13 protein-coding genes are annotated in these 18957 nt (G+C 53.1%); 3 read left to right on the top strand and 10 right to left on the bottom strand.

The features are described from left to right. Positions 1–91: 91 nt before the first annotated feature. Positions 92–2086: a histidine kinase dimerization/phosphoacceptor domain -containing protein gene (locus F7231_RS20365; protein WP_166693348.1), complete on the bottom strand. Its 1995-nt coding sequence runs from the start codon at positions 2084–2086 to the stop codon at positions 92–94. A gap of 160 nt (positions 2087–2246) precedes the next feature. Then, complete coding sequence (locus F7231_RS20360) at positions 2247–2999, bottom strand: DeoR/GlpR family DNA-binding transcription regulator (RefSeq protein WP_166693347.1); 753 nt, start codon at positions 2997–2999, stop codon at positions 2247–2249. 54 nt (positions 3000–3053) lie between these two features. Between F7231_RS20360 and nudK the strand changes: the two genes are divergently transcribed. After that, the gene (gene nudK / locus F7231_RS20355; RefSeq protein ID WP_085412982.1) at positions 3054–3632 is read left to right on the top strand and encodes a GDP-mannose pyrophosphatase NudK; all 579 of its coding nucleotides are present in this window, start codon (positions 3054–3056) and stop codon (positions 3630–3632) included. Between the two features lie 128 nt (positions 3633–3760). Next, on the top strand, positions 3761–3994 hold the full coding sequence (locus tag F7231_RS20350; RefSeq protein WP_085412983.1) for a hypothetical protein: 234 nt from the start codon (positions 3761–3763) through the stop codon (positions 3992–3994). An 80-nt stretch (positions 3995–4074) separates the two neighbouring features. Here the strand turns inward: F7231_RS20350 and F7231_RS20345 are convergent, their stop codons facing one another. From F7231_RS20345 to F7231_RS20315, 7 genes are all read right to left on the bottom strand, one after another. Further along, complete coding sequence (locus F7231_RS20345; protein WP_085412984.1) at positions 4075–5706, bottom strand: SulP family inorganic anion transporter; 1632 nt, start codon at positions 5704–5706, stop codon at positions 4075–4077. Between the two features lie 139 nt (positions 5707–5845). After that, positions 5846–7714, bottom strand: a complete 1869-nt coding sequence (locus F7231_RS20340) for a proton-conducting transporter transmembrane domain-containing protein (RefSeq protein WP_166693346.1) — start codon at positions 7712–7714, stop codon at positions 5846–5848. Between the two features lie 37 nt (positions 7715–7751). Then, positions 7752–10247, bottom strand: a complete 2496-nt coding sequence (locus F7231_RS20335; RefSeq protein ID WP_166693345.1) for a YbcC family protein — start codon at positions 10245–10247, stop codon at positions 7752–7754. A gap of 195 nt (positions 10248–10442) precedes the next feature. After that, entirely contained in the window at positions 10443–11615 is a 1173-nt protein-coding gene (locus F7231_RS20330) for an ABC transporter permease (protein ID WP_166693344.1), read from the bottom strand. Further along, complete coding sequence (locus F7231_RS20325) at positions 11612–12586, bottom strand: HlyD family secretion protein (protein WP_166693343.1); 975 nt, start codon at positions 12584–12586, stop codon at positions 11612–11614. Before F7231_RS20325 ends, F7231_RS20330 begins: the two co-directional genes overlap by 4 nt. A 37-nt stretch (positions 12587–12623) precedes the next feature. Continuing rightward, entirely contained in the window at positions 12624–13976 is a 1353-nt protein-coding gene (locus tag F7231_RS20320; protein WP_166693342.1) for a TolC family protein, read from the bottom strand. Positions 13977–14079: 103 nt separating this feature from the next. Further along, a complete protein-coding gene (locus tag F7231_RS20315; RefSeq protein WP_085412990.1) occupies positions 14080–14733 on the bottom strand; it encodes a TetR/AcrR family transcriptional regulator in 654 nt (217 codons plus the stop codon). Between the two features lie 210 nt (positions 14734–14943). Between F7231_RS20315 and F7231_RS20310 the strand changes: the two genes are divergently transcribed. Then, on the top strand, positions 14944–18186 hold the full coding sequence (locus tag F7231_RS20310; protein WP_166693341.1) for a WD40/YVTN/BNR-like repeat-containing protein: 3243 nt from the start codon (positions 14944–14946) through the stop codon (positions 18184–18186). Here F7231_RS20310 and F7231_RS20305 read toward each other — a convergent pair. Beyond that, positions 18158–18952: an alpha/beta fold hydrolase gene (locus F7231_RS20305; RefSeq protein ID WP_166693340.1), complete on the bottom strand. Its 795-nt coding sequence runs from the start codon at positions 18950–18952 to the stop codon at positions 18158–18160. The genes F7231_RS20310 and F7231_RS20305 overlap by 29 nt on opposite strands. Positions 18953–18957 lie beyond the last annotated feature (5 nt).

The raw sequence follows: 18957 nt of genomic DNA, 5'->3' as shown, positions 1-18957 counted from the left end.
TGGCCTATCAATATGTATAGTTGACAACTCGAATGCTGCTCAATGTCGGTGAAAAGCATAATTGTGGAGGTAGGTGAATGGGTGTTGTTGGTCAACTGGGTTGCATGACCTCTGTAGGAATATGCAGTTTGAAGCAAGTTCCCTGCTGTACATCCACCTGGAGAGAAGCGCCGATCTGATCGCTCAGACTTTGAATGAGCCGACGCCCGAACGATATGGTTCGGTTCATTTCGTGCGGCGCATTCCACTGGGCCACGTTTAAACCCGGTCCGTTATCAGCTACCAATAGATTCAGCCCTGCCTCCTGCCAAATCCGTAGTGTCAGCCGGGGAACCACATCCAGGTCTGGAAAGGCGTACTTGAAGGAGTTCGTCAACAACTCATTCATAATCAACCCCAGCGGAATAGCGATATCGACGTCCACCTCAGTTACCTCAACCGATATGCGCTGGTCGAGATGGCCGGGGTCGTACCCGTAAGCGGCCATCAGTGAGTCAACTAGATTGTGGGTGTACTCAATCAGGTTTATCTGAGTGGCGGTATCCGTTTGATAGAGGCGCTGGTGAATTAGCGACATGGCCTGTACACGCTGCTGGCTTTCAACAAAGGCTTGCCGCATGGGTGTGTCACCAAGACGATTGGCCTGTAACTCCAATAGTCCCGACACTACGGCAAGGTTGTTCTTCACCCGGTGGTGCAACTCGCGCAACAGCAAGCGCATCTGTTCCGACTGGGTTTGAATTTTGGTTCGGCTATGACGTACCCGCCGGTAGAGCAGTAGCAGCAGTCCCGACAGCAGACAGAAAAGGCATGAGCCTACGCTAAGCCAAATTAGCTGCTGGCTTTGTCGGTTGTTGGCTTCGCCCAACTGCTTGATTGTTTGCTGGTTGGCTGCGCTGGCGTATTTGGTTCGTAGCTCGGCTTTATCGAGTTCCGCTTTAGCACGTACCCGCGACAGGTCACGCGCTTTGTTGGCTTCAATCCGGGCTAGATTTTCTTCAAGCTGGAGTAGCAATCGAGCGCGGGTTTCGGCAAGTAAACGATCTTTTTGGGCCGACACCTCTGCCAACTGCCGGGTGCGTTCATTGTCATACTGAGCCTGTAGCGCTACGATCTGCTTGGCTTTATCAATTCGCATGAGCGAATCTTCAATCAGCTTCTGTTCTTCGAGTTGGGCAAGTGCCTGTTTATAGTTACCCAGATCGCGGTAAGTTTCATAAGAAACCTGCAGGGTATTGAACAGTCGGTGAGGGTCTGCGATCTGCCGGGAGTAGTCAATGGCCTTCTGGGCATGAATTGCTGACGTGTCGAGAGACTTGCGCAGCCGGTAGGCTTTGGCCAGGTTGCGGTGATTGTGTTCAAGACTGGTTAACTGATTTATCTTCGTATTGATAACCAGTGCCTTATTAATTGATGCGATTGCCTGATTGTACTGGTTGTTGCTGATCATGATCTGCGCAATGTTGCCATACAGGATTGCCAGCGTTGTAAGATCTTTATTGTTTAGTGTGGCTTGTTGTGGTTCCAGGCGAGCAATGGCCGAGACATACATCTGCCGGGCCTGTTCCATTTTCTGCAAATCGCGAAGGATGATACCTATCGTATTCTGCGCATTAGCGATTACACCTGCCGAGCTTCGGTGCTGGAGAAAAATACCGTATGCCTTTTCGGCATAGGCCAAAGCCTGTTCATACAATGCCGTTACTCGCTGAAAGTCGGCCATGCGTTTGTATGTCAGACCCATACTTTGGTAAATCGTACCAAGGCCTTCCTGATCATGAAGCTTTTCCCGGAACGTAATGGCTTGCCGAAAATGCGCTACTGCATCGGCGTAGTTGCCTCGGTCACGTTCTGTAATTCCCAGCGTTAACAGACTTTGTGCCAGATCGGCAGGCTGTTTACCCTTTTGCGCCAGCTGGTGTAGTTGCTGAGCGTAGTATAGCGCTGAGTCGGGGCGAGTACTACGCACAGCCTGCCACTGCTGATGAATTCTGTTGCGCAGAAGGGTATCTGACACATAGGGAGAGGGCGCCAATGAACCGCCCCCAATCCAGACATAAGCGGAAATAAGAAGGGCGAACGTCATAGAAGGTAGTCGATCAAATAGAGCGGAAAGCTAAACTACTCAATTCGCCTCCTTGTATTAGTATATAATAGTTAGAAAGCGGTATCCTATCCTAGTAAATGGACTACAAATAAACGATTTGGGTAAATATCAAGCTACTAATAAACATTCATCCAGCCGTTTATCGTATTACTTGTATGCCAAGTGAGGCATATTGGTTTATTTGTTCATCTGGAGCATCTTGGTCAGTAATGAGCGTTTGGGCCATTGTGAGGGGGGCAAACTGCAGGTATTTGTCTTGTTCGAATTTAGACGAGTCACAGAGGAGGTACACGTACCTGGCCTGCTGAGCCATGCTGGTAGCGATACTCGCTTCTTTTTCGCTAGTGGCACTCAGTCCCCGAGCGGCTGAAATACCGTCGACACCAATAAAGGCGCGGTCAGCCCGGTACTGACGGATGTGCTGCTCAGCCAGTAAACCATGCACGGCCTGACGCTGCTTGTCTATCTCACCACCTATCAGATTAATCTCAACCGAACTATGCACAAGTTCGGCTACTAGTGGCAGCGAATTTGTGATGACATGAATCCGCTTATGGCGGATATAGGGACAGATTCTGAAAACAGTGCTGCCGCAATCCAGAAATACCGTTTCTCCTTCCTGTATCTCCTGAGCTGCCAATTGGCATATGTGGTCTTTCTGCTCGGCTCGACTAGCGGCCTTGTGCTCGAAACGGAACGGCTGTGTTGCCAGATCGACCCGCATAGCCCCTCCCCGTGTGCGGTAGAGCAATCCCTCAGCCGCCAATTGGGTAAGATCACGGCGGATGGTCATCTCAGAAGTTTGCACGTGAATGGCCAGGTCACGTACGTCTACCGATTCCCGTTGATCGACCAGTTCGAGAATTAAGCGTTTACGGTTTTGATAATTCATACCTAATCGATTCATTTGTACAAAAATGAACAAAATTGAACAAAAATAAACATAATGATGAATCCACGGGTACGAATAACCGACGAAAAGCTGCTATCTGACAACTGGTATGTACTGAAACGGTACACATTTGAGTACCAACAGGCCAATGGTACATGGACTACGCAGCAACGGGAAGCCTATGATCGGGGTAACGGAGCTACCATTTTGCTCCACAACCCTGCCGCTGATACCGTGATTCTTACCTGCCAATTCAGGCTACCGACCTATGTAAACGGAAACGACACAGGAATGCTCATCGAGACCTGCGCTGGCCTGCTCGACGACGATCATCCGGATGATGCCATTCGGCGTGAAATGGAGGAAGAGACCGGGTACCGGATTTCTGCGGTGGAAAAAGTAATGGAAGCGTACATGAGTCCAGGGTCGGTAACGGAACGCCTCTTTTTTTACCTGGCAGAATACAGCGCCGATACGACCCGAACGTCTGGAGGAGGCATTGACGAAGAAGATATCGACGTGTTGGAGCTGCCTTTGACTGATGCCATGCGGATGGTAGAAACGGGCGAAATCATGGATGGCAAAACGATAATGCTACTCTATCACCTACGGTTGAAGCAACTCATGCGATGAGGAGGGAAAGCGCCCGACAAGGGCAGTTTGGACAGGTGAACCACCTGGTACTACCGGGCCGTTCAACCAGATTTTATGCAACTCTATAGAATTTATAGTTAAATGACTAAACAATTAATTCTCCGTTTATGAAAAAGTTAATCGTATTCGCCGCCCTCCTCCTTGTAGGTACGTCGGTTTCGTTTGCTCAGGACGATGCAGCGAAAGCTGCTAAGAAGGAAGCAAAAATGGTTAAAAAAGAGGCCAAAAAAATGAAGCAAAGTGCCGACCGAGCCGATAACGAGGCGGCAAAAGACATGGCCAAAGACACGAAGAAAGCAGCTAAAGCAGCTAAAAAAGAGGCCAAAGACCTGAAAAACTAAGGCTTTCTGTTCTTGATGCTTCACAAAAAAGGGGATTGCCAGCTAGGCAATCCCCTTTTTTGTGAAGCATCATCAATTAGTTAAGCATTTTGCAGCTTGCGCCGGGCCGCTAATGGGTGCGTCGACATGGGCTTGTGCTCATCCAGGTTGATTACGTGGAAATCGCCGCCTGCCAGTTTGAAATCACGCTCGTAGTTGTGCAGGTTCTCCATGACCGTGTGGTCAACGTACCTGGCGTTGTGCAGATCAACGGTCACATGCTGACCTTCTTCCTGCGGAATGGTGTCGAGCTGTTTCTTGATTGACAGGTAGTTGGTAAACACAGCCGCCCCATTGATGGTCAGCGTGTGGTGCGTACCGGTCGATTTAAGAGTCATCTCTGGCTTGAAGAGGTATTTGAGGGGTAATCCCAGCACTACCTGAATGATGAACTCAGCCACAATACCCACGGCAATACCGATCAGCAAATCGGTGGCCAGGGTGGCAATAATGGTTACGACAAACACGATCAGCTGCTCGGGTCCGATCTGATACATATGCCGAAACTCTTTCGGGGCTGCTAACCGGAAGCCGACTGAGATCAGGATGGCGGCCAGTGCTGCAACCGGAACCAGTTTGATGAGCGGAACCAGGGCAACAACGAAGATGAGCAGGAAAGCACCGTGGAAGAAGTTGGCCCAGCGGGTTTTGCCACCGTTGCTCAGGTTGGCCGACGAACGGGCAACTTCAGAAATCATGGGCAGCCCGCCCAGCAGCGAGGCTGTCATGTTACCAATGCCAACCGCCGTCAGGTCTTTACTCAGGTTTGACTTACGTTTGTAGGGATCCAACAGGTCAATGGCCTTACCGGTCAGGAGCGACTCAAGCGAGCCGATCAGGGCGAACATCGCCAGATACTTTAGCGCGATTGGCAACAAGCCTCCGTCCATCCAGGCACCAAAATCGACGTTCATCGATAGTTTGAACTCACCCGGATTAACCAGCGGTTTAATGTCGCCGTATTGCTTTACGTCAGAGAGGTGAAAATATAAGCCCAGCGAGATCGCGACAACCAGCACCACCAGAGCCGGCGGGATACGCTTGACGGATGCGCTCTTGATCATTGGCCAGCCAAAAAGAATAACAAGGCTGACCACCCCAATCACGGCTATGTGCCATTCCATATTCATGAGGCTGTGCGGCACCATCGCAATCAGTTCGAGCGGCTCTTTGCCTTTCAAGTCAGACGGATGTGCCCCCACTGCCAGGTGAAGCTGTTTCGACATGATGATAATGCCGATTGCGGCCAGCATACCGTGAACTGCCGAAAGCGGAAAGAAGTCAGCGAGCTTGGCGACCTTCAACACGCCGAATAGCACTTGCAGCAGGCCAGCCGCCATAATCACACCCAGCGCCAGCTTCCAACCGAGGTCTACATTGCCACGCCCTAATTCTTCGACACAACCAGCTACAATCACGATCAAACCAGCCGCTGGCCCTTTGATCGTTGGCTCGGAACCAGCGAAAAACGCGACAATCAAGCCACCAACGATAGCCGTCAGCACACCCATGATTGGTGGAAAGTTACTGGCTGAGGCAATACCCAGACTAAGTGGGAGCGCAATGAGTGACACTAGAAACCCGGACAGCAGGTCCGATTGCCAGTTTTGCTTTAAGCCAGCAAGGCCTTTGGCAGGTACAAAGTGGGTGGTTGGTTTGGCAACTGTTTCCATATGATGTGTCTAATTCGGTTGTAGCGGAGTTGTAGAAGGACAAAAGTGAGCCAGCGCTATTAAGGGGCCGTTAACCATGTATTTAAATCGAATTAAACGTAGGTTAATCTTACTCCCTGAGCGCTGGAGTAGGATGGAGTTACGACGAGCGGTAGGCGGTCTCGTAAATTGACTTCACATGTGGCCCCAGAAAAATGCGGGCGTAGATTCGAATAATGGCGAGGCCGTCGAGAATGAAACTGAGCGAGACGAAGAAAGCCAGGAGTATCTGACTCTCATGGATATGGCTGAAAATCAAATCTTCGCCAATAAAGGTTGGTGTGATTGGAAAGCCCGTGACACCCAGGCAAGCTAGGAAGAAAACGAACGCTAGCTTGGGGCGGGTCAGCGAGTGGCCGTGGAACTGATCGAGGTTAATGTCTTTCTCCAATGTTTTGATCCGGCTGATGCAGATGAACCCGATGAGGCCAAACAGAGAAATGCCACTTAGATACAGCAGGGTTTGCGTGTAGTGGAAGTTCTCGTTGAAGGAGATCGCAAGGGCCACCCAGAAGTGGTTCATGATAATCAGTAGCCAGCTCATTCGGGCTTTCCGGCGTTCGGTAAAGGCTTTCAAAACCATCACCAGGCCAAGGAAGGCAAAGAAGATGGGCATGTAGCCTTCAACCGTGTCGGGGATCTTTTCTTCGAAAAACAGGCAGACCAGCCCAAGCAGATAAATCGGAACGAAGAAGATCAGCACCCGATTGACCGTTAGAAAATTGAGCCGCGAGCCAGCCCATTTCAGTGGGTTCCAGAGCGACCGGTACATCATCGAATCCAGATTCCACTCCTTAATGCAGAGCATGTAAAAGGTATTCCGCAACCGGGTCGGATACGACTTCTCAATCGACTGGCCCCGGGGCGAAGCATCATAAAACTGCTCGCGGATCAGGTAACTAACCACCGATGGCGACACCAGCAGCTGGTAGGTACGTAGGAAGGCATTACCGGCAAAGTGAAACAGGGCCAGGTTTTCGAAACCAGCCGCCACCTCTACAAAAATCAGCCCGATCTGCGCAATAGACGCATAAGCGATCTGGCTCTTCACCGACGACTGTACCCGGGCGATACCCGTAGTAATAATAGCCGTGATCAGGCCTAGCAGGGCCGTCAGCACACGCATCGAAATCTGATGCTCCCAGAAGGGGTAGGTACGTAGCAGCAGAAAAACGCCGAGGTGCACTGACAGCGAGCCGTAGAAAATGGCGCTCGATGGCGTAGGTCCTTCCATGGCACGGGGTAACCACGATGAAAACGGCAACTGCGCCGACTTGGCCGCCGCCGACAGCAGAATCATCAGTGAAATAAACACGCCGATGAACGAGTGCGTTTGTAAGTGCTCGTGTACCAGTTCGTAGTTACTGAGTTGCAGGAACGTGATGTTCTGATGCCACAGATGATGACTCGCCCACATGGCCAGAATGATACCAATATCGCCGATCCGGTAGATTGAAAACACTTTAACGGCATTTTTTACGGGCAGGTACCGGGTGCGGTAGAAGGCAATGAGCAGGAACGATGAGATGCCCAGAATCTCCCAGCCAATGAACAGCGTTTCGAGGTTGCCCGAAAAAATGGCGACTGTGTAGCCAAAGTAAAAAAACAGGATCGTGTTGAAGAACCGCTTGTAACCCGGCTCACGATGCATGTAGCTGCGGCTGTAGAGGGTGATCAGGAACGTCAGGAAAGATCCGACAAACAGGTAAACCGCCGTGATCCGGTCGAAGTCGAAGTCGATAAAGAATTCGTAACCTCTGGATTGAAACAGGACAATCTCTTTCAGATCGAGCGTTGGAGCACCGTTGACCAGCCAAAAGCCGATAAACGTGAGGGCACCAAGCAAATGCAGGCCTGCCGTCAGAAAAGCGATCAGCGAGATAAGGCTCTCCCGTTTGGCAGGAATCAGCAAACTGAGCAGGAACCCGATCAGGGGAAGGAGGGGAAACAGGGGTAGCAGCGAAATCATAAGTAAGGAGCAAAAAAAGAGAGACTGACTACCGGTATTAATTCAAGACCAGCACCCGGATATTTTCGTGTTCGGCTTCGAGCATAGGTGTCACGTCGGTAACTTCCTGCACCTGCTTCATGATGGGTTCATACAGGCTGAAACTGCCATTCTTGAACTGCCAGAACGTATGTGTATCCGGATCGACGACCACCAGGTGTACCCATTCGTTGATGAACCACTCGTAGGTGGCCGGGTTACGCTGAATGGTCTTCAGCGCCACGTCGGGGTAATGCTCCACGATCATCAGTAGCCGGATCGGGTCGTGTACTTCGATCATCTGGCTGGGTAAGCCCGGCCGCAAATCACCATCGATGCCGTTGGCGACGCCGAAGAGGCCCATTACATTATGGGGTAGCTTGGTCCCTGCGCCCAATTTCTGATTGTCGACCCGCGAAAAGAAATACTCCAGGTTGATGCCGCCGCAAACAGGTGCCGCCGCATTCAGAATACGCATGAGGTACTCCCCGTCGGGATCGACCCGATAGTCGTATGAGTTCAGGAACGAGCGGCGGTCGAGGAAGAGGTGCTTTGATAATGACCGGCGACCCACAATGCACAGTGCATTGGTGGCGTGGTTTAGCTCGGGGCGGGGTTCAAATAAGGATACCGAGCGGAGTTTAATCAGTTTATGAATCGCTTTCGGGGTGCCTTTAGTATCGATCGACATGAATCGGCGCGATCGTTCCTTGGCGTTCAGGTCCAGCGCTTCAGCGAAAATCACCTGGTTGTTCCGGTGGTTTTCCTGGTTGACGGGCGACAATGTGTCTTCGTCGAAGAAAGCAATCTCGTCGCGAGTCGTGTCGTGCAGAGCCCCGATAAACTGGGTACCGTCGGGAATAGCAATGCCGCGTTCGCGCAGCAGAGAACGTACCTGGGCGTGATTAGCCATGTACGACATGGCCCGTGAATTCACCGAACCCGCTCGTCCTGAACAGGCCCCGCAGTCATAGGCGGCATAGTGGGGATTGTTTACGCTGCTTGATCCGTGGCCAACGATGTAAACGATTGGCGCAAAGTCGGTCACCATACCAATACTCTTCAGCAGTCCCTCAACCCGCTGCGCCATTTCATCGACTCGGAACCCAATCTCAAGGCCATTCTCGGCTTTGTCGTCGGGCATGTGCTCAACGGTCAGCGTGGCCGACTTATCCATATGCCGGAACGAGGTGGCTGTGGCGGGGCTCATTGTGGGCCGGAAAATATTGAGCAACAACTTCATGGCCGACCAGAAACCGAGGGTTTGCGAAATCAGCCAGCCGCTGTGAAATGAATGCGCATGTTTACTGAAATGCACATCGCGCTCGTGCTTATGGGGCTTGCCCCGTTCCTTTATCAGAAATTTAGGCGATAGTGGAGCCGGACAAACCTTGTCGTAATACTTGCCGCCTTCGGGCTGGAAATACGTTTCAACGCCAAAAAAGCCGGGTGTGCCGAACGTTTCGCTGCTGGGGTCGAGGTGTTCGAGGTGGCGACGCAGGGAACATTCCCGGTCGTCGATGCAGAACATGGCCTGGAAACTTTTGGCGGGTATGGTCTCCGGCAGTTGCGGTTCCTGGCTAATACCAGCCAGTACCTGATCGTAATACGTCCACTCAAACGCGTCCTGCCAAAGCGAGAGCGCTTCATCCAGTTCTGTTTCGGCAACCGGGCGTAACAGATCGCCCGGTTTATTGCTGGCTTTGATGCAAATCGGTAACCAGTCAGTGCCAAACTGATCATCAAGCGCGTCGATTTCGAGCATAAGCTCGAACATGACCAGATCATGCAGCGAAATAGGTTTCTGATCGAGTAGAGCCTGGGGTTGATCTTCAACCGACGACACCATACCCGACCAGCCCTGATGGGCAAACTGCTGATCAAACATGTACTGTTTGTAGCAGGCTTCATTACCGACTACAATACCCAATAGATCAGTTAGGCTGGTGGTCTCGGAAAGCAGGAGGGCCCGGGCGCGTTTGGTCCTGAAAAAACTGGTGTAGCTGGTTCGTTCCAGATCGCGCAAGGCGGCTAAAAAGGAAGGAGCACCAACTGGAAACGCCCAGATCGAGATACCCTGATCGAGATAGCTGCACAGTATCCGGAAAAGGAGCGGGTGTACCATTGAGTCGAGATCGACGTGATACTGCTTTTTCCAGAAGGCTCGCAACGAGCCAATTCGGGGTAACTCCGTTGGAGCGTAAGTGCCGTTGAGAAGTTTTTGTGTCCAGCTCTCTACCGCTTCGGGGCCCTTTCGTCTGGCAATGGCCTGGTTCAGTACCGATGGATCAATTTGCTTGTCTGCGTATAAGGCCCGGTATTCCTCAAGTGATAGCGACACTTTGTAGCCAAAGATTTGCGATGCACTCTGAATTCCCTGATAGAATGGTAAAGTCTGAAACGCGTGTAATGTATTATGATGAATGAAGTCCTTCAACGGTGCCTGCGCTGGCAAATAATGCTTAAGGTCATGCAGCACGACCTCGGCATCGAAAGTGTTTTTCTGTGGTTTCATTCGGAGCTAATCGATAAAGATCGAGACGATATGGAATTGATTATCAGTGATCAGTATCGGATCGTTAGAAAGGTAGCCCCCCACCCGTTAAAGCGTCGTTAATCTGTCATTAAAAGGGGGTTATAACGTCATTAAGCACATTTACGCAAAATGTTTCGATGATAAAATAGTACAATTTTGAGGCTACTTAAGTGTTTAGACCGTAGCGGAAAGAAGGTTGGTCGACTTACGCATGAAACGCCACAGAGCGAACCACGCCAGAGTAAGTGTAACCAGTCCGTAGAGGGTCAGCGTCTGTAGTTCGGGCAGGATGGCTGATAGGGGCGCGTTGAGGAAAAAGACTTTCCGGAAGCCGCTCAGGAAGTGGGTCAGCGGAATGGCCTGCGCCAGTCCCTGCAGAAAGCCGGGCATCTGGGCAGCGGGCCAGGTGTAACCGCTGATGACGAAGCTTGGTGTAGCCATCACCATCAATAGTTCGGTAGCCCGCAGCTGGTTCGGTACCAGAATGCTGACCAGAATGCCCAGCCCCGTAATAGCCAGCGTAAAGGCGGCAATCAACAATAGGGTTTCGGGAAGCTGCACAATAGGCGGAATTTTCAGCAGCGGAAACAACACGCCCAGTACGAAGGCCCAGATGCCCACGCCCATGATCCAGTAGGGCAGAATTTTGGTGATCAGCGCTACCCCCGACCAGCGGGTTTTGGCCTGTACCTGATCAAAGGTGTGCTCTTCAAATTCTTTGCTGAACGCCAGCGCCAGGGCTAGCAAAAATACTTGTTGCAATACCGCGCCCATTAGCCCCGGCATCATATAGTAACCGTAGTTGCCCGACGGGTTGAAGTAGCGCGTATTGTTGATGCTGAATGCCTGAAACTGGCTACGTGCTTCAATGGCTGGTACGCCCCGTTTCATCAGGCCCTCTACCTCAATGCCAGCGTTCATCGTCGATAAGGTGGTCTGAACGGCCCGCGACACAAAATTGGCGGTCAGAATATTGGCCATGTTCAGATCGACCTGGATTTCGGGCGTGCGGCGTTGCTGAATATTGCCTTCAAACTGCTCGGGAATAGTCACCACGGCCTCGTACTGTCCGGTCTGGAAGGCCTTGCGGGCGCTTACCTCGTCGGTAAAAACGTGTTTGATATGGATAGTTGGGTTATCGTCGAGGGCTGTAATCAGCTTGCTGCTCAGCGACGACTCGTTGAGGTCGAGCACCGCAATAGGCAGGTTCGTTATGGTTGGCCGGTTGTAAGTGAACCCCAGTAACAGCCCGAAAAAGAGCGGCCCGCCAATGAATACGGCCACGGCCACACTGTTGCGGCTAAACTGCCTGAATTCGCGGGCAATGAGTTGAACGAAGGTTTTCATAACGATTTGTTGGCCGACAGTAACACGGTCTGGTTGGTGAGTAAGCTGGCCTGGTCGGCCGGAGCAATCGGATTTAGTTTCAGCTCGTAGGTCGCTTCGCCCAGTTCGTAGTTGGGGTAGCTGCTGGTGCGCGAGGCATAGCTGCTCAATTCTTTAATCGAAACCAGTTTGGCTTGCAGGGTCTTGTCGCCATACGGTAGTTTGGCTGCATAGGTAGTGCCTCTCACAAACTGGCCAACTTCCTTTTCGCTGACGGTGAAGCGCAGGTACGTTTGCCCGTCGGCGTAGCCCGTTGCCACGGCATAACCGGCCGGTGCCAGTTCGCCCTCGTGCAGGCTGATGGTCTCGATAGTCATATCCTGAGCGGCCACGATCACTTTTTCACGCAGGGCCGCCTGTACTTCTTTCAGCGCCCCTTCGGCCCGGAGCATATCACCATACGCCATCTTGATCCGTTCGGCACGTACCTGGCCGTCTACTTCGTCGCGTTTGGCCTGCGTGCCAGTCAACTGGGCTTTGGCCGACTGGTATTTGGTCAGCATCTCGTCGTACTGCTGGGCCGAGATCAGCGAATCGCGGTACATATTCTTAATGCGGGCAAAGCTTTTTTCGGCCAGTGCGTACTGATTCCCAGCGGCTGAAGCGGCTGCATCGGCCTGTTTGCGTTCGTTGGCGGTTGCCCCGTTGCGGGCCATTTCGTACTGGGCTTTGGCCGACGTGTAGGCACCCTGCGCCTGTAGCAACTTGGCTTCTGCTTCGGGAATATCGATGCTGGCAACGGGTTGGCCTTTGTGAACTTTGTCGCCTTCCTGCACCAGAATCTTCGTGATCCGACCCGTTACTTTGGCCGTCACGCTGACGGTTTCTTTCTTCACTTTTCCCTCAATGGCATCAGAGAGGGCCTGTTCGTTCTGGCAGCTGGCAAGCAGCAACGTACCCAGCGATAAAACGGCTACTAAATTGGTTTTCATGGACTTTGTCGATTGATTCTGGTTGGAGTGACTTAGCTTATTGGACATCACTGATTGTTAGGTTACCGGTTGCTTCGAGTTGAGCGACCTGCGCCATCCGCTGATTCACAATGGCCTGCAGGTAGTCGAGTTCGGCTTTCTGGAAATCGCTTTCGGCGTCGAGGCGCTCTGTGATGCGGATCAGGCCCTGCTCATATTGCTTGGTAGCAATCTCCAGCGCTTTGCGGGCCAGCGTTGTTTTTTGCTGGGCTACCGTAAGCAACTGGCTGGCCGTACCTGTTTCTGATCGCGCTTTGGCCAGATTCAGCGCAAGCAGGTCGCGGGTTTGGTCGAGGGTGTTCTGTGCGATCAGCACGTCCTGTTGGGCGGTTCGGCGTTCTGACCGGGCGGCCAGCTTATCGAACAACGTCCAGCGAATGCCCACGCCAACGTACCAGTACGGTTCAATGGCCGATAAATCCTGCCGGCGAAGCTCATTTTTACCGAACGCGTATACCTGTGGCAGATAGCCTGACACCGTGGCTTTCTGTTTGTACAGCGCCGCCTGTTCCGAAAAAGCCAGTGCTTTTACTTCGGGCCGATTTTCTACGCTACTGGTCAGGGTGTCGGCGATCATTGGTTTCAGATCGGGGCGTATTGCGCTCAGCTGTTCGGCGGGTAATCCGGTTAGCTGGGTGAGCCGGGCAATGGCGAGTTGTTTTTTGCCATCGAGTTCTACGTGTTTCGCCCGTAAATCTTGGGCAGCCAGTTCTACTTTGCTGCGGTCGTAGGGCGTGGCCAGCCCTTCTTTCACGGCCCGGTTCACAAAGGTGGCCTGTGCTTTCAGGCGAGCATCTGCTTCGGCCAATACCGTTTCTGATTTAGCCACGAGTGCCAGTTGGTCATAGGCCTGTGCCACCTCCCTAATCACGGTCATTCGTTCTTTCTCAGCCATTGCAGTCACGGCTTTCCCTTTGAAGGTCAGTGCCTTGGTGAGTGTCGGGATTTTGGTGCCCGAGAAAAGTAACATATTGGCCGATACCGTTGCCCGCAGAATGTCGCGTCCCTGAATTACCTGCGACAATTCGTAGGGTCCCTTGTACACTTGTTCGGGCAAGGGCTGGTAAGGCAGGCGGGGAATGGTAATGGAGATGTCGCGGTCAAGATGCGTATAGGTTGGGTTAAAGGTTACTTCGGGTAAATACTGGTTCCGCAACGACTGCGTTTCGATCGCTACTTTAGTCTGTTCGGCCCGGTTGGTCGACAGGGCGTAACTTTTCGTCAATGCTTGTTCAATCAGGGCGGCTCGCGTCAGTGAGGCGTTGGGTGCCTGAACGGGCATGGGCTGGGCATTGGCGACTGACGTGATCAGCAACGTAACCCAAAAAGCGGAGATGAATGACTGTTTCATTGTGCACTAATTACACTAATTATGTTTTTATAGTTTCCTTTGGGGCAAAAAAATAGGTACACGACAGTAGCTATACTGGTGCACCCGTGACAGGCAGCCGATGCTACTCGCGGTAAAACTTATCGGTCAGGATGCTCCGAAGCAACAGATTCACGACCTGCTCGATCGTTTCGCGGGGATCGTCGGCTACGCCGGTTGTCAGCGTAGGGGGAAACTGCTTCAGGAAGTCGGGATCGGTCAGGTTCTGTACGGCGCTGACGTAGATGAGTACCGCCAGTTGCCGGGTGGTATCATCGCGGATGTAGCCAACGCGAGCGCCTTCATCAAGCAACTGAGTGAAGTTCTTTAAGGGCACATCGCGCCGGAAATCAGCGATTTTCTGCCAGGCCAGGGGTTCGGCCCGTTTTAAATCGTCTAAAAACGAGCGACTTATGCTACTAAAGCTGATGCCGATATGCAGTAGGTAGGCGTTCATCTTCTGGCGGAAATTCAAGTCTACATCATTCAAAATGGTTTCCGACCCGCTCATGTATTCCTGAACAACCCGATCGATGCCCGCCATCAGAATATCGGCTTTACCACCGAAATGGTTGTAGATCGTCTTTTTGCTGATTGCCAGTTCGCGGGCAATATCGTCGACTACCACCCGGCTGTAGCCATACCGGAAGAACAGCATCATGGCTGCATCAACAATACGTTGATCCGTGCTAAGTGTACCGGCGGTGTCGTGGGTGGTTAATGTCGTGCTGCGTCTCATGTTTACGTAAGATACAATATTCGTGTATATAATAAAATTTACTTCTTAAAAGTTCGGGATGGCTTTGCTGTACAAGCCAAATAACAGAGCACTATACAGCGACGCCGTAATCTGTGCGTATCAGCTACGCGACATATCGCCGATGCTGGTTAAAGCAAGATTAAGCCGTATTTTTCGGAGTAATGATTCCACTGGACTAAATCATCTTCTATGCGTCAACTTTTCACTTCATCCTGTCTGCTTGTTGCCCTGCTGGGTGCCGCACCGTCACCAACGGCTCAGGCGCAGGCAAAGCGGACTAAAAATGCCGTTGCCACGCAGGCATCGGCAACCCCCACGATCAATGCCAGCCTGTTCAATGGCCTGCGCTGGCGGAACGTAGGACCCTATCGCGCTGGCCGGTCGCTGGCCGTTGCCGGACATCCCGATCAGCCACTGACGTTTTACTTCGGAGCAACGGGCGGGGGTATCTGGAAGACAACCGATGGTGGCCAAAACTGGGCCTGTGTATCCGACAGCACGTTCGGCTCCTCATCGGTTGGGGCAATCACCGTGGCCCCGTCTGACCCGAACATTGTGTATGCGGGTATGGGTGAGGCCGAAATCCGGAGCAACATCAGCTATGGCGATGGTGTTTATAAAAGTACCGACGGTGGTAAATCGTGGCGGCACATGGGCCTGAAACAGGCCGACGCCATTGGTAACATCGAGGTGCATCCGCAAAACCCAAATCTGCTCTATGCGGCGGCACTGGGTAATCCATTTGCGCCCAATGCCGAACGCGGCGTATTCCGCTCGACTGATGGGGGTACGTCGTGGACGAAGGTGCTCTTCAAAAACGACAGCACCGGTGCGGCCTCTGTCCGACTCGACCCCAGCAACCCCAGCATTGTGTACGCCACGCTCTGGCAGGCCTACCGGAACGGCCACTCGATGAGCAGCGGCGGTAAAGGCTGCGGCCTGTACAAAAGCACCGACGGCGGCACAACCTGGCAGTCTCTGAACGAAAAACCTGGTATGCCGCGTGGCCTGCTGGGTAAGATTGGTATCGCCGTGGCTGCTTCTAATTCGAGCCGCCTCTACGCGCTGATCGAGAATGCGAAAGGTGGTCTGTACCGGTCCGACGATGGGGGTGAACACTGGTCGCTGATCAATGAAGACAAAAATCTGTGGCAGCGGCCGTGGTATTACATGATGCTGGGCGTATCGCCCCAGAATGACAATGATCTGATCGTGTTGAACGTAAACGCGTTGCGCTCGAAAGATGGTGGCAAAACCTTTGCTCGTGTACCCGTGCATCATGGCGATACGCACGATGTGTGGTTTAACTCGAAAAACCCGCTAAACTTTGCGATTGCCGATGACGGCGGCGGCGAAATTACCTTCGACGGGGGCCGTACCTTTACCGATGTCGACGTACCCACGGCGCAGTTCTACCACGTATCGCTCGATAACGACTTTCCGTATAACCTCTACGGTGCCCAGCAGGATAACTCGTCGGTTCGTATTGCCAGCCGCACCGATGGCTACAGCATTGGCGCCAAAGACTGGTACCCCGTAGCGGGTGGCGAAGCGGGCTACATTGCTGCCGACCCGAAAGATTCAAAAATTACGTTTGGTGGCGAATATGACGGATTCATGTCGAAGCATGATGCCCGCATCAACCAGAACTACGCCATTTCGGTTTATCCGGAAGGGGCTATTGGCGCGCCTGCGTCGGTAAAAAAATACCGCTTCCAGTGGACGTACCCAATCCTGTTTTCGCCTCACGACCCGAGTGTGCTTTACGCAACCTCGAACCACGTGCATCGCTCAACAGATGCTGGTCATTCATGGGAAGACCTGAGCCCCGACCTGACGCGGCATGAACCACGAACCATTGGCGAAACGGGTGGCCCGATTACCAAAGACATGACCGGGGCTGAGATTTACGCCACCATTTTCACCTTCGCCGAAGCCCCCACTGAGAAGGGTGTGTTCTGGGCCGGGTCAGACGATGGACTCTTACACGTAAGCCGCGACGCGGGTAAAAGCTGGCAAAACGTTAGCCTGCCCGCCAGCCAGCTGGGTGAGTTTGCGCTGATGAACCTGATTCACCCGTCGGAACACGCACCGGGCAAAGCGTACCTGGCGGCTACCCGTTACATGAGCGGCGACCGGAAGCCCTACCTTTTTAAAACGAGCGACTACGGAAAAACCTGGACCAACATTAGTAACGGTATCCCCGCCGACGAATATTGCCGCGTCGTGCGCGACGATCCCGAACAGCCGGGCCTGCTCTTTGCCGGTACCGAACGGGGTATTTATGTGTCGTTCAACGATGGAGCAAGCTGGCAGAAGATGAACCAGAACCTGCCCATGACGCCCATCCGGGATTTGCAGATTCATAAGCGCGAGAAAGACCTGGTTGTTGCTACGCATGGCCGCGCCTTCTGGATCATGGACGACATTACGCCCCTGCGCGAACTGGCCCGTCAGGCTCAGGCCGGTCAGGTACGTGCCGACAGGATGCTGGTGTTTAAACCGCGCCATGCCTACCGGATGGATGGCGGCAAAGGCGGGTCACCCGATGAAGGCGAAAACGCTGAAAATGGCGTCCTGGTCCGGTATTACTTGCCTGCCAAACCTACGAAAGAACTCCGCCTGCAATTCATGACCGAGAAAGGAGACACCATCATTACGTATTCTGACCGGAAAGACAAGAAGGGGAAACCGCTCACGATCTCGAAGGAGTTTTACGAAGATGTGAAGATCAACCGCTCCGGCACCATTCCCGCACAGGTTGGCCTGAACCAGTTTGCCTGGGACATGCGCTACCCCGATGCGGTGGCCGTCGACGGCCTGAACGTGATGTGGTCGGGGAATGGGATCGGTGTAAAAGCAGTGCCGGGCCGGTATCGGGTACGGCTGCTGCACGGCGATTCGCTGGTGAGTGAGCAGCCCATCGAGATTCGCAAAGACCCCCGCCTGACGGTCTCTGATGCCGACTATGCCGAGCAATTTGCCTTCGTGAAAAAGTGCAACGATAAACTGTCGGAGGTGCACCGGGGGATCAACCAGTTGCGGACGGTTCGTTCGGCGGTGAATGGCTACCTGGGCGCGGTGAAAGACAGCACGGTAACGAAGAAGTTTTCGGCCATTACCAAACCCATGCTGGCCGAACTCGATTCGCTGGAAGCCACGCTGATGCAACCTAAAGCCAAGGCCACGCAGGATGTACTGGCGTTCCCGATTCGCCTCAATGACAAGCTGGCGGGTCTGGCTTCCATGATGGCCAACGCCGACGGGAAACCCACCAAAGCGGCGCACGTTGTTTATACCGACCTGGCACGCCAGATCGACGCCGCGCTAGCGAAGCTGAAAGAGGTAACCAGCAAGCAGGTACCGGCTTTTAATCAACTGGTTGCTGAACAGAAGATTCCAGCTATTGTAGTTGATAGCAAAGGCTTCTGATTGCTTTTACCACATTGTCGGGGGCTTCCTGAGGAAGGAGGTGACCCGCGCCACGAATGACGTGCAGCCATGCCTGAGGAAGGTATGGCTGCACTAGTTTTGGCTGGACTGAAGGCGACAAGGCCCGGTCCTGATCGCCCGCCAGAATGGTGACAGGCACGTTCACCCGTGCCATTCGATTCGAAATATCTTCCCGGCTGCCCACGGCGGGCCAGGCAATCCAGCCTTCGGGTGAACTGCGCAGGTTGTCGTAGATGATTTGCTGTCGAACGGCGGCCGAAATCGGTAATTCGGTGATGTTATCGGCGGTCTTTTCGGCGGCTTTGCGTTGTTTGGCTGGTTTCAGACTCGGCTGATCGAGCATCTCCTGCCGGTCTTTGTCGGCAATCGGTTCGGCAACGGGGGGCGATGGAGCCAGTAACAGCAACCCTTCGAGGCCAGCGGGACGGGGCCTTGCCAGCGTACCGGCGGCAATAGCCAGCGCAATCTTTCCCCCCATCGAATGGCCCACCAGCAAAAAAGGTTTTTGGTCCACCTGCGCCTGGATGGCCTCCGCTACCACATCCGCTACCTCATCGACCGTCTGGTGGTCAGAGAGCGGCGTTGAGTCGCCGAAGCCGGGCAGGTCAATCGCAATGCAGTGGAACTCCGTTGCCAGTTGATCCAGCACGGCGTCCCACGACCGGATCGACCCGCCATAATAGTGAAGAAAAATCAGTACCGGCCCGGTTGGATCAGGCGGTGTTCGTGTGAGCGTGTGAAGCATACCAG

Origin of the sequence: Fibrivirga algicola, from assembly GCF_011742925.1 — a bacterium.
Classification (GTDB): Bacteria; Bacteroidota; Bacteroidia; order Cytophagales; family Spirosomataceae; genus Fibrella; species Fibrella algicola.
The sequence above is the reverse complement of the archived record's forward strand: the minus strand, read 5'-3'. Positions and strand labels throughout refer to the sequence as shown.